The organism is Aquirufa sp. (assembly GCF_044239315.1).
Classification (GTDB): domain Bacteria; phylum Bacteroidota; class Bacteroidia; order Cytophagales; family Spirosomataceae; genus Aquirufa.
In genome coordinates, this window is record NZ_JBIIBQ010000029.1 from 1 (window position 1) to 13069 (window position 13069).

11 protein-coding genes and 1 pseudogene are annotated in these 13069 nt (G+C 43.2%); 11 read left to right on the top strand and 1 reads right to left on the bottom strand.

Annotated features, from left to right (window positions below; translation table 11 throughout):
- Window positions 1-215: pseudogene (locus tag ACILP5_RS09955) on the top strand (subclass B1 metallo-beta-lactamase); the annotation flags it as partial.
- Between the two features lie 321 nt (window positions 216-536).
- Here ACILP5_RS09955 and ACILP5_RS09960 read toward each other — a convergent pair.
- Window positions 537-1448 carry a helix-turn-helix domain-containing protein gene (locus ACILP5_RS09960; RefSeq protein ID WP_395618498.1) on the bottom strand — a complete coding sequence of 304 codons (912 nt, stop codon included), beginning with the start codon at window positions 1446-1448 and terminating at the stop codon, window positions 537-539.
- A 152-nt stretch (window positions 1449-1600) separates the two neighbouring features.
- Here ACILP5_RS09960 and ACILP5_RS09965 point away from each other — a divergent pair, with 152 nt between their 5' ends.
- The 10 genes from ACILP5_RS09965 (at window position 1601) to ACILP5_RS10010 (ending at window position 12977) form a co-directional block, all read left to right on the top strand.
- A complete protein-coding gene (locus ACILP5_RS09965; protein ID WP_395618499.1) occupies window positions 1601-2050 on the top strand; it encodes a nuclear transport factor 2 family protein in 450 nt (149 codons plus the stop codon).
- Between the two features lie 78 nt (window positions 2051-2128).
- Window positions 2129-2587 carry a (2Fe-2S)-binding protein gene (locus ACILP5_RS09970; protein WP_395618527.1) on the top strand — a complete coding sequence of 153 codons (459 nt, stop codon included), beginning with the start codon at window positions 2129-2131 and terminating at the stop codon, window positions 2585-2587.
- Window position 2588: 1 nt separating this feature from the next.
- A complete protein-coding gene (locus ACILP5_RS09975; protein WP_395618500.1) occupies window positions 2589-4826 on the top strand; it encodes a molybdopterin cofactor-binding domain-containing protein in 2238 nt (745 codons plus the stop codon).
- Between the two features lie 376 nt (window positions 4827-5202).
- On the top strand, window positions 5203-6147 hold the full coding sequence (locus ACILP5_RS09980; protein ID WP_395618501.1) for an alpha/beta hydrolase family esterase: 945 nt from the start codon (window positions 5203-5205) through the stop codon (window positions 6145-6147).
- Between the two features lie 382 nt (window positions 6148-6529).
- Window positions 6530-7714 carry a mannonate dehydratase gene (uxuA, locus tag ACILP5_RS09985; RefSeq protein ID WP_395618502.1) on the top strand — a complete coding sequence of 395 codons (1185 nt, stop codon included), beginning with the start codon at window positions 6530-6532 and terminating at the stop codon, window positions 7712-7714.
- A gap of 10 nt (window positions 7715-7724) precedes the next feature.
- Window positions 7725-8483, top strand: coding sequence for an SDR family NAD(P)-dependent oxidoreductase (locus ACILP5_RS09990; protein ID WP_395618503.1), 759 nt, complete (start codon window positions 7725-7727; stop codon window positions 8481-8483).
- Entirely contained in the window at window positions 8483-9748 is a 1266-nt protein-coding gene (locus ACILP5_RS09995; RefSeq protein WP_395618504.1) for an MFS transporter, read from the top strand. The genes ACILP5_RS09990 and ACILP5_RS09995 overlap by 1 nt, the downstream gene beginning before the upstream one ends.
- Before the next feature lie 4 nt (window positions 9749-9752).
- Window positions 9753-10685 (top strand): DUF1080 domain-containing protein, encoded by a 933-nt coding sequence (locus ACILP5_RS10000; protein ID WP_395618505.1) that lies wholly within the window; start codon window positions 9753-9755, stop codon window positions 10683-10685.
- Window positions 10685-11932 (top strand): YeiH family protein, encoded by a 1248-nt coding sequence (locus ACILP5_RS10005; RefSeq protein WP_395618506.1) that lies wholly within the window; start codon window positions 10685-10687, stop codon window positions 11930-11932. Before ACILP5_RS10000 ends, ACILP5_RS10005 begins: the two co-directional genes overlap by 1 nt.
- A gap of 130 nt (window positions 11933-12062) precedes the next feature.
- Window positions 12063-12977 (top strand): formylglycine-generating enzyme family protein, encoded by a 915-nt coding sequence (locus tag ACILP5_RS10010; protein ID WP_395618507.1) that lies wholly within the window; start codon window positions 12063-12065, stop codon window positions 12975-12977.
- The last annotated feature ends 92 nt before the right edge of the window (window positions 12978-13069 follow it).

A 13069-nucleotide genomic window follows, 5' to 3' on the forward strand; every position in this document is an offset into this window, starting at 1 on the left:
TCCCAAAGGAGAACATATTATTTGGAGGCTGTTTAATAAAAGAACTACAGGCCACAAAAGGGTATTTGGGAGATGCCAATGTTGGAGAATGGTCAAGTACTGTTGAGAAAGTGAAACAACAATATCCGAATGTTAAAATTGTTATACCTGGTCACGGAAAAATTGGAGGTAAAGACCTGCTAGATTTCACGATTAAATTATTTGAGACCAATTAGTTGCAACTTTATACGAAGTTCAACCCTTCAATTTCCTTATAGTCACATACTCAATCATCGCATTATAGTTGCATCTTTCGAGGAAAAGGGGAGCAAACAGGAAAGTCACTAGAAATAGTGACTTTTTTCGTTTAAAAACATCCCCTATTACATCCATTCATTGATTTTTGTGGTGCATGCAGAATGGAAGTATTGGGTTTGAGAATCAAGAAGATGGGAAGTGTGAAATTGTTTTTAAAGCAGAAATTAAATCATAAAAATAGATCCCTAAATTTGTCTCGATTAGACTTTAAAAACCAAGTTCCGAAGTGGTTAATTGAATCAATTCGACGAACGGTACTTATTTGGAGTTTGTCCAACTTGCTGCTTGAATAAGCGCGTAAAATGTTGTGGATATTTAAATCCCATTTCGAATGCAATTTCATTTATAGTTTTATCAGATTTGAATACTCGATTTTTGGCAACACTTATGGTCTTGTTTTGTATGTAATCTTTTGCAGTTAACCCCGTTTCTTTTTTGATTAAATCACCAAAATAGTTGGCTGATAAATGTAGCTCATTTGCGAAATGACTGACGGATGGAATACCATATACCTGTGCTTGATCAGATTCAAAATAGCCGTTCAATAGGATTTCAAATTGTTCTAAAATACCCTTATTTACATGATCCCGTGTTATGAATTGGCGATCGTAAAAGCGCTGGCAATAACCTAAAAACAATTCAATATTTGATACAATCAATTTTTTAGAATGCTGATCAATGGGCTGATTCAATTCAAAGTCAATTTTTGCAAAGCAATCTAAGATCATTTGCCGCTCATCGTCTGATAAATGAAGTGCTTCGTGTGATTCGTAGTTGAAAAATTTATGTTGGGCAATCGTTCGGCCTAAATTAGTGCCCAGCAATAAATCAGGATGAAAGACTAAGCCATGACCCATTGGCTGATAGGGAACTTTAGGATTTTCGATTTCGACAATTTGGCCTGGAGCAAAAAAGACTAACGTTCCCGCTTGATAATCATAGGAATGTCGACCGTATTTCATGTCGCCACATTTGACGTCCTTCAGGATGATTGAGAACAATCCATATTGAAAACGAATCTTATCTGCATCGCCCCATTCCCGGATATTAGCTTTGGAGAAATCAATAATTGACACCAAAGGGTGCAAGGTCCTGTGATTATTATCTTTATTGTATTGCGCTATGCTATTGATTGGGTAATTCAATTCCATGGGTCACGAATATTTGAAACGAATTTACCAATTATCGAATATAAGCAAATCAATAAAAAACCATATCTGTAAAAATGGTAGATAATACTTGAATTTATATACTCAATGCAAACGATTATTGTTTCAAATTTGCGGTATAAATAAATTATAAAATGAAAGCAATCACATTATTCTTGGCCTTTTCACTTCTGGCAGTTACTAGTTCTTTCGCTCAATCGAACACGGAGGATTTTATAAGGCAACTCTCTAAAGACAAGTGGCAATGGATGTCAGAAAAGAATGTAGAAAAATTAGAGAAATTATTCGATGATAAGGCCAAATTCGTTCATATGAGTGGAACATGGAAAAAAGACGAAGAATTGGATATTATAAAAACAGGACGTATTTGGTATAAAAAAGCCACTATCAAAGATAGTGCCGTCGAGATTTTAGGTAAAACAGCCATTGTTTGGAATCGTATCACATTAGACGCTATCGTGCGTGAGCAAGTAGCGGTTACGGAGTTTACTGTAACTGAGGTTTACCAAAAACAAGGTAGAGAATGGAAGATGCTTGCACTTACATTTAGTAGTGTGCGTGATACCCACGAAATCAAACATTAACCTAATTTGAATAGAATAAGTAATAACCGACGCATTTGAATATATTTGCTCTGATTCTTTAAAATCACATAGACTATGATCAAGAAATTCACAGTTCGCATTAATAAGAAATCCCACATTATTACGGTGGACGAGAACATGCCACTTTTGTGGGTGCTTCGGGATATTCTAGACATGAAAGGTACTAAATACGGTTGTGGCGTGGGTTCCTGTGGTGCCTGTACCGTTCATTTAAATGGTTCGGCTGTTAGGTCTTGTCAGTTGCCTATTTCAGCTTTGGCAAATCAAGAAATAACCACGATCGAAGGTTTAGCAGAAAAGGGAGAACACCCAGTCCAAAAAGCTTGGTTAGACGTCGATGTAGCACAATGCGGTTACTGCCAGTCAGGCCAAATCATGAGTGCCGCAGCCCTTTTAAAAAGCACGCCGAAACCCACGGAAGAGGACATTGAGAATTTCATGACGGGTAATATTTGCCGTTGTGGAACGTATACACGAATTAAAAAAGCTATCCTACAAGCAGCAGCCTCGAAATAAGATGAAAAAGACCAACGAAAATTATAGCAGACGCTCGTTTCTAAAAGTATCTTCCTTGACAGGTGGTGGACTGATGCTAGGTATATCTTGGTTCGCTTCTGCGAAGTCGGAGGAAACCTTGAAGGCATTAGGTGCGGAGCCTACCTGGGAACAATTAACGAGTTACATCAAGATCACACCAGATAATGTAGTGAAGATATTCTCGCCTAATCCAGAATTTGGCCAAAACGTTATGACCTCACTTCCCATGCTCATCGCAGAGGAATTAGACGTTGACTTTAAATCTGTTCAGGTGGAGCAGGCAAATTATAGTCTTGCTTTATACAATCGTCAATTTACGGGAGGTAGTCAATCTATTCGCCAAGCGTGGAAATTATTACGTACTGCTGGAGCCTCAGCTCGCCAAATGATTCTAACGGCGGCCAGCCAAGAATGGAATGTTCCTATCGCGGAATTAACGACCGCAAATGGAATGGTGATGAATTCTTTCAGTGGGAAGTCAGCGACCTACGGATCTTTTGCGACAGCAGCTTCGAAATTACCTGTTCCGAAAGACATCGTTTTAAAAGGAAATAAAAACTTCAAGTTATTAGGTACCCCACAGAAGAATGTGGAGGGACCCAAAATCGTGAAAGGTCAACCTTTGTTTGGTATGGATTACCAAGTTCCAGGCATGCTTATTGCGATGACAGAACGACCACCAGCATTCGGTATGCGCTTAAAGTCCTTTGATGCGACGGCGGCGAAAAAGATGCCAGGAATTGTTGATATTTTCCAAATACAAGTTTATGAGCCTACTCAAAAATTAGCCATGTTCGATACACGAACTTTTAACGAGGTAATCGCGGTGGTTGGAAAGACAACATGGGATGTGATGAATGCTCGGAAGGCTTTAAAAGTAGTATGGGAAAATGCACCAGAGACTAAGGAACTTGGTATGGGTGGACGAGATACTATCGTACCTGCGGGTCTAGAAAGCACGAAAAAACATTATGTTCAGATGCTTGAAATGGATAAAAAACCAGGACGAATAGAACGAAAAGATGGAGATCCCGAAAAGGCATTTGCGGAAGCGAAACATATAATAGAGCGGACTTATACTGCGCCGTTTTTAGCCCATAATATTATGGAACCTACGAATACTTTCGCACACGTTCAGGGGGATAAGGTTCGTATTTTAGGGCCGATTCAGGGGCCGGATATGGTTGCGAATACAGTTGCTGCTCGGTTAGGTATTCCAAAAGAAAATATTGAGATAGAGTTAGCACGGATGGGTGGAGGTTTTGGTCGAAGAGCTTATGGCCATTATATGGTTGAGGCTGTATTGATTTCGAAGCAGGCAAACGCACCTGTTAAATTAATTTATAAAAGGGAAGATGATGTTAGTGCGGGGATTTATCGACCGATGTATCAAATGACCTACCGTGCTGCTTTCGATGAGAACAAGCGTCTAACTGCAATGCATATTAAAGGTGGAGGTGTTCCGGAATCTCCTCTACACGCGAATCGATTTCCAGCAGGAGCCTTAGATAATTACCTAGCAGAGAGCTGGGCAATTCCTTCTAACATCACGATAGGAGCTTTCCGTGCCCCTCGTTCTAATTTCAACGCGGCGGCAGAGCAATCGTTCCTAGATGAGATTTCAGAGTACATGAGTAAAGACCCGATTGCTTTCCGTTTAGAATTATTACAAAGAGCAAAAGAAAATCCTGTAGGTAAAAGCAACGATTACGATGCGGCGCGATACATGGGAGTATTGGAATTAGTTCGGGATAAATCGGGTTGGGGTAAAGCAGAAAATGCAGGTAAAAAACGTGGAGTTTCAGCGTATTTCTGTCACAATTCGTATGCTGCACAGGTAATAGATTTGCATGTGAAGGACGGCCAAGTTATCGTGGATCAGGTTACCTCTGCTTTAGATTGCGGAGTGGTTGTGAATCCAGAAGGTGCAAAAAATATGGCGGAAGGTGCGGCGATTGATGGCATTGGTAATGCTTTGTTTGGTCAATTGACTTTAACGGATGGCCGTACAGATCAAAAGAACTTTGATACGTATCGAATGATTCGACATAACGAAGCTCCTAAGAAAATTGATGTCCATTTTGTTCAAAATGAAGTAGATCCTACGGGTCTTGGCGAACCGCCATTCCCTCCTATTTTTGGTGCGATGGCGAATGCATTATACAAAGCGACAGGGAAGCGGTTTTACCAGCAACCTTTTGCTAGTCAAATAGGATGATTTAGTGTTTAAGGATAGAGAAATCATTTAAATTTGGCTGCAACATTTCACCTAGTAAGGGAGCACAAATCAAAAAGAGGTCATTTCGACCTCTTTTTTTATTTAAAACCCACGCCCACATTCGTCAAACGGGTATAATTTGTGGTTGCATCTTTTTCATTTCCAACATCACTTTTTTAGTAAAAGTTACAACTCTACATCACAAGGATTAGGATAAATGTGGTCTATCGAATCAAATGGAGGTTTTAATGATGGATTTTTTGTTCAAGGCTAGGAGAGGTCATTTTATTTGTTTCATTAAATCTTGTTAATCCTTTTAGAATTTGGGAAGTCTAAGTAGTTTAAAGTATAATTTTGGCAATCAATTAAGTCAAATATGAAATTAGTTTTTAATCTATTGACAATTTCTATTTTCCTATTTTCTTGTAAAAAAGAAGAAGGTCCGACATTATCTGTTGATAAACCTAGTGAGCAAAAAACAATTAGTATAACTTTTGGTGGGGTTGCTAGAAACTTTATTGTTTATCTCCCTTCAGGGTACAATAACTCCGGGAAAATGCCATTAATATTCGCAATACACGGCGGCAGTGGAACACCCGAGGGAATGATAAACATAGCTAATTTCAAACCAATTGCCGACAGAGACAAAGTCGTTTTGGTTTACCCGGAAGGGGTTCAGAAAAATTGGAATGATGGAAGACCCACGGTACCTAATCAATTGGGTATAAATGATGTAGGTTTTTTCAATCAAATGTGTGATTATATGATTAATAATTACTCGGTTGATGGAAAAAAAATTTATGCAACTGGGATTTCCAACGGGGGCTTTATGTCTACTCGGTTAGGCTGTGAGTTAAGTAATCGAATTGCGGCAATTGCGGTAGATGCTGCAACAATGGAAGCCAAGACCATCGCGCCTAATTGTAATCCCGGCCGACCAGTTCCAGCCTTGTATATTCACGGCACAACTGATCCACTTGTTCCTTTTTTAGGGGGTCAAATGACAGCAGGCGGCACAGCAGGCGGAACTATATTATCTCATTTTCAAGTTATAGAAAAATGGGTAGCCTTAAATGGATGTAATACCACTCCAACGATTACAGATTTACCAGATATTTCAAACGATGGGACAACGATAAAACAAAGAGTTTATACCGGCGGAACAACTGGAAGCGAAGTGGTCAGTTATGTTATTTTGAATGGTGGACATACTTGGCCACAAGGGTATCAATATTTGAATGAAGCCATTATTGGTAAAACAAGCCAAGATATGAATGCCTGTGAAGTTATCTGGACTTTTTTTAAGAGATTTAGTAGGTAAAATTTATGTTTTCTTTCCTGATTTTGGCAAGTTCAACTAATGAAAACGACTGCAACATTCCACCTAGTAAGGGAGCAAGCCGATCAGAAATGATCGGCTTGTTTGTTTTTCATTAATCAGTTAGGTTTTGCATCTTTTTCATTCTGTTAAAAATTATTAAAATGTCAGGCATTTAATCCTTTTCAATGAAAAATTTATTTGCCTCGTTATTTCTGTTCTTAAAACAGGATAAAAAGTAACAAAATGCAACTGAATATCTTCAAATATACGATTCCGTATACGAAACACCTTTGCTGGATCAGCCCTCTAAATCGGTTGTAAATTCAGTGAATATTATTTAAATTGTTCCTTAGTATTAAGCCTATAAACAAGTTTATTTTACATGATACACACGATGCGTTGGTTCGGACCGAACGACCCAGTTTCCTTGATGGATATTCGTCAAGCTGGTTGTACCGGAGTCGTGACTGCCTTGCACCAAATCCCGGTGGGGGAAGTTTGGCCTATCGAAGCGATTCAAGAACGCATTTCTATTATCGAGGCAGGAAACAAGGAGTGGACATCTTTACATTGGTCGGTAGTGGAATCGCTTCCAGTTCATGAAGGGATTAAGAAAGCCTTGCCATCGCGCGCGCAGCTCATCGAAAATTACAAGACTTCTTTACGAAATCTAGCGGTCTGCGGAATCAAAACCGTGTGCTATAATTTCATGCCAGTCTTGGATTGGTCGCGGACGAAATTGAATTTCGAGATGCCGGATGGGGCGCGGGCTTTACGCTTTGTTTGGACGGATTTCGCGGTGTTTGATTTGCATATTTTACAGCGTCCGGGTGCGGCGGTTGATTACACCCCTGCTGTTCAGGCTGCGGCTTCTGAGCGTTTCGAAACCATGTCGGACGCAGAAAAAGAAGAGTTAAAAAACACCGCACTTTTAGGCCTTCCGGGTTCAGAGGAGGCGTTTCATTTAGAGAATTTCCAAAGTCTATTAGACGAATACAAAGACATATCTGCGGATCAATTGCGCGAAAACTTGCACTACTTTGTGCGATCTATTTCGCCTTTAGCACAGGAATTAGGCATCAATTTATGCATCCATCCGGATGATCCTCCTTTCCCATTATTGGGCTTGCCACGTGTGGTAAGTACGGAGGCGGATTTAGCGGCATTGATGGACGCGTCGCCAGAACGTGCGAATGGAATTACGTTTTGCACTGGTTCTTTAGGAGTGCGCGCTGACAATGATTTACCTGGGATGATTCGTCGCTTTGCCGATCGTATTCATTTCCTTCATTTGCGGGCTACGTTCCGGGAACAAAACGATCCATTAATCTTCCATGAAGCGCCGCATTTAACGGGGGATATGGATATGTTCGAGGTGGTGAAAGCAGTGGTGGAAGAAGAAAAAAGACGTGGGGGAGAGCAGATTCCAATGCGCCCGGATCACGGCCACCAAATGTTAGATGATTTGAAAAAGAAAACATACCCCGGCTATTCGGCGATCGGACGATTGCGCGGGTTAGCGGAAATCCGCGGATTGGAATTAGCGATCCGCTCCACTTTACATTAGAAAAAATAAGATGCAACAACCATTCTCATTACAGGGGCGCGTGGCGCTCATCACGGGCGGCGGAACCGGAATCGGATTCGACATCGCGAAATGCTTTTTAGCATCAGGCGCCACGGTCATCATCACGGGTCGCCGCGAAGACGTGCTAATAGAAGCAGTCGCAAACCTGGGAGCGGGCGCAAATTATGCGGTGAATGATGTGGCTGATTTGAGCTTGACTTCACAGCTAGTTGCGGAACTCGTAGCGAAACATGGCGCCATCGACATCCTCGTAAACAACGCAGGTATCAACATGAAGCGTCCGGCAGTCGAAGTATCTGATGCTGATTTTGCAAACATTATTAATGTCAACTTGAATGCTGTTTTTGCCTTGACTCGCGAAGTGGGTAAGCACATGCTCGAGCGCGGCAAAGGTTCCATCATCATGATTTCCTCGATGGCGGCTTACTACGGCATCGACCGCGTCGCAGCTTATGCTTCTTCGAAAACAGGTATTTATGGATTAGTTCGCGTACTCGCATCCGAGTGGTCTGGCAAAGGGGTTCGCGTGAATGCAATTGCGCCAGGATTTATCGAAACGGCGATGAGTAGAACCGCGATGAATTCGGATCCGGATCGCAAACACAAGGCGATGGATCGCACGCCCATGGGCTATTTTGGGAAACCGGAGGATATCGGTTGGGCCGCGGTATATTTGGCATCGGATGCATCCAATTACGTAACAGGCGTCTCAATCCCGGTTGACGGCGGGAATTCAATCGGATTCTAATGAAAGGAAATTACCGCTGGGTCGTGGTCGCCCTCTTGTTTTTTGCGACGACGATTAATTATTTGGATCGCCAGGTGATCGGCTTGTTGAAGCCCACGCTGGAGAAGGAGTTGAACTGGTCGGAGACGGATTACAGCTTCATCGTGATGTGTTTCACGGCGTCTTATGCGCTGGGATTGTTGGCTTTTGGGAAGGTGATCGATAAGATAGGGTCTAAAATGGGTTACGCCATCTCCATCATCATCTGGTCGATTGCGGCGATGGCGCATGCCTTGGCGAAGACGACGTTTGGGTTCGGCGCGGCACGCGCCGCTTTAGGAGCTGGTGAGGCGGGGAATTTTCCGGCTGCGATTAAGACGGTCGCGGAGTGGTTCCCGAAGAGAGAACGCGCCCTAGCTACAGGTATTTTTAACTCTGGCGCAAACATCGGGGCGATGGTCGCACCCATCATGGTGCCTTGGATTTTAGGGGCTTATGGCTGGGAGGAGGCCTTTATTATCACGGGAGCCATCGGATTTATTTGGTTAGCCTTATGGTGGTGGTTTTACGAAGTGCCCGCAAAACACACTTCGGTAACCACAGAAGAATTAGCGCACATTCAATCGGAGGAAGAGACGACTGAAGTGCAGCCCATCGCGTGGGGCAAACTTTTCGGTTACCGCCAAACCTGGGTCTTCATCGTAGGTAAGTTCTTCACGGATCCCATTTGGTGGTTTTTCTTGTTTTGGTTGCCGTCTTATTTCTCGACAACCTTTGCGCTAGACCTGAAAAAGCCTAGTCTGCATTTGGCGATTTTGTTTACCTGTACCTCCATCGGAAGTATTGGCGGAGGCTATATTTCAGGCTGGTTAATGAAGAAAGGTTGGCCGGTTTATAAGGCTCGTAAATATTCGATGTTCTTCTTTGCGCTTTGTGCGGTGCCCATTATTGGGGCACGCTGGGCGACGGATATTTGGCAGGCCGTATTCTTAATCAGTATCGCGGCGTCTGCACACCAAGCCTGGTCTGCGAATATCTTCACGACGGTGTCGGATATGTTTCCCAAACACGCCGTTTCCTCCGTCGTGGGTATCGGTGGTTTAGCTGGGTCATTAGGAGGCGTGATTTTCCCTTACATTATCGGGGTAATTTTAGATTCCTACAAAGCAGATAACGCTTTGTCAGCCGGATATAATGTTATATTTGTGGCTTGTGGCTGCGCGTATTTATTTGCGTGGTTGCTCATTCATTTCATTTCTCCTAAAATGGAGATCGTTAAATCGTAGACCTATGAAAAAATTACTAATTGCCTTATTCGCTTTTGCTAGCAGTGCATATGCTCAGGAGCATCACCCATTAGAAGGTGCGTGGGATTTAAATGTATCAATGGAAAACCGCAATGGCGGAGTTTCTACCGCTCCGTCTTGGTTAGAGGTGCGTCACTCCGGATTGAAAACGTTGACGGGTCATTTTGTGGGAGACGGCGGATCTGCTCGTCCGATTGCAGAAGTGTTCTACAAAGACGGACATGTTTCCTTTAAAATACCCCCACAATGGGAGAAAGAAGAAGCCTATATGTCTTTCGAAGGAGATTTAAAAGAGGGGAAATTATCCGGAACGATTGTAAAGCCAAATGGTAAAGCGATGGCCTTCACTGGCGTCCGCGCTCCCTCATTATGGAGATCTGCGGAACCTGTTTGGGACAAACCGATCACCTTATTCAATGGAAAAGACTTAACAGGCTGGAAGGCATTAGGGCCTAAAAACCAATGGATCGTCGAGAATGGGGCCTTAAAAAGCCCAGAGTCAGGAGCGAATATTTGCACCGAACAAAAGTTCAACGACTTCAAATTACACATCGAATTCCGCTTACCAGCAGGAAGTAACAGTGGCGTGTATTTGCGTGGACGTTACGAAGCACAGGTGGAAGATAGCTACGGAAAAGCGCCCTACAGCATCTATTTAGGTGGCATTTACGGATTTATCGATCCACTTTTCCAAGCCGCAAAACCGTCCGGCGAATGGCAGACCTACGACATTACCTTAGTAGGACGCAAAGTTTCTGTTACCTTAAATGGCCAAAAAGTCATCGTCGAACAAAACATACCCGGCATTACAGGCGGCGCGATGGATAGCGACGAAGCAGCGCCGGGTCCTATCATGATGCAAGGCGACCACGGTCCGGTGGAGTATCGAAACATTGTATTAACACCAGCGAAGTAATGAAAAAGTCGTTTTTAACAGAGGATTGGACGGTAGTATTATTAGGATTCCTCATCATAGGCCTAGCCCTGACTGGGATCAAAATTCCTTCCCCGTCTTTTGGGTGGGAAACGACTTCGGAGTTATCTGAAAAAGTGCTTACCTCAGGGAATCTGTTGAAGCTCGCACAACTCTTTGCATTCACTTATGTGATAGCTCTTTTAGCTGCTAGTGTTTTAGGCAAAAGTGTGGCAGGCACAGCGAAAGGTTTTCCGATTGTGTTTGTTCTAACTTCTCTGGCTTTAGTTTTAGCGGGCAATGCCTTCTTGAAAAACTGGAACCTGGAAGCGGTGATCTTTAGCTTAACGATCGGTTTATTATTAAGCAATTTTTTCAGCTTGCCGGCCTGGTTAACTGAAACGCTTTCGACGGAATTGTTCGTTAAGATCGGTTTGATTTTATTAGGAACCAGCGTGATTTTCGGGGACATTTTGAAAGCCGGATCCCTTGGTTTAATTCAGGCATTAATCGTGGTTATTTCAGTTTGGTACTTTGCTTTTTGGATTTCCAAAAAAATGGGCATCGACGAGGAATTCGCCATTATGATTTCCAGTGCGGTATCTATCTGTGGTGTTTCGGCAGCGATTGCTACCTCTGGAGCCATCAAAGGAGATTCAAAAAAGCTTTCATATGTAATTTCTATCGTCCTAATCACGGCGATTCCAATGATCATTTTCTTGCCATTTATTGCTCAGACCTTAGGACTTTCTCAGGCAGTTACGGGTGCTTGGTTAGGTGGTACCATCGACACAACGGGAGCGGTCATTGCTTCGGGAACGATGGTGGGCGAGGAGGCCTTGAAGATTTCTACGATTGTGAAATTCTCCCAAAATGTACTTTTAGGATTCGCTGCATTTGCGATTTCGATCTACTGGACCTTGACAAATAATCAGTCTGACACCGTAAAGGAAAGTAAGCCTACGATGGGAATCATCTGGGAGCGCTTCCCTAAATTCGTGTTAGGTTTCATCGCAGCTTCGCTTCTTTTCTCGTTCGTCATTTCTTCGGAAACCATCGATTCGGTGAAAGGAGGATTCAAATCGCTGCAAGGATTATGGTTTGCTTTGGCCTTCACTAGCATCGGTTTAGAAACGAAGTTTGCGGATTTATTTTCGAAAGAAGGTAAGAAGCCATTATATGCTTTTTTAATAGCCCAACTCTTTAATGTGTTCGTGACATTAGCGGTGGCTTATGTATTATTTAACTAGTTTTTTATTGGTGATTAGCCTGGCTGTTTTCAGTCAGGCCAAAATCCCAACTTGCCACGTTCCCGCTCCCACAAGGCTAAAACAACTCAGTAGCACTAAGCTTAAACCAACTTTGAAATCCTATCAGGGGATGAAGCGCATTCCTGCGGGCATCTTTGCCATGGGTTCGCACGATGCCCAAGGCCGCGCCGATGAATATCCTGTTCATAGGGTGCAAGTGAAGGCTTTTTGGATGGATGAAACCGAGGTGACCAATGCAGCCTTTGCCGCTTTTGTAAAAGCAACGGGATATGTTACGACGGCCGAAAAAGCCATCGATTGGACAGAATTAGCCAAGCAAGTTCCTGTCGGAACACCTAAGCCAGCGGATTCTCTTTTAGCCCCGGCTTCTCTCGTCTTTGTCGCGACTACCGGTCCGGTTGATTTAAATGACTACTCCCAATGGTGGCAATTTAAACGCGGAGCAGATTGGAAACATCCGGAAGGACCTGGGTCAAACATCGAAGGCCGAGAAAATCACCCCGTTGTGCATGTTTCCTGGGACGACGCGTCCGCCTTTGCCCGTTGGGCTGGAAAACGTTTACCCACAGAGGCCGAGTGGGAGTGGGCCACCCGAGGCGGTTTGAAAGATAAAATTTACCCTTGGGGAAATGAGTCAGTGAATAACGCGCCCTATAAAGCGAACAGTTTTCAAGGTCATTTTCCGTATGAGGACCAGGCTTTGGACGGATACAAAACGACATCCGCACCCGTGAGATCGTACCCTCCTAATGGATACGGGTTGTATGATACCGCAGGAAATGTCTGGGAATGGTGCTCGGATTGGTACCGCCCTGATTATTATAAAAAGAGTCCAGTTTTGAATCCTAAAGGTCCAGCCTCTAGCAACGATCCTGATGAACCCGGCGTCCCCAAACGCGTCATGCGGGGTGGATCATTTCTCTGTAATGATGGCTATTGTTCTAGCTACCGCAGCTCCGCGCGGATGAAGTCCAGTCCCGATTCGGGCTTACAACACACAGGTTTTCGCTGCGTGAAAGATTAGCACTTTTTCGAGTATGCGCCTAATTAATCTATAAATTTTATAGACTTATAAAGGTCGCATATATTGCGTATAGGCTATTTTTGTAAAATATT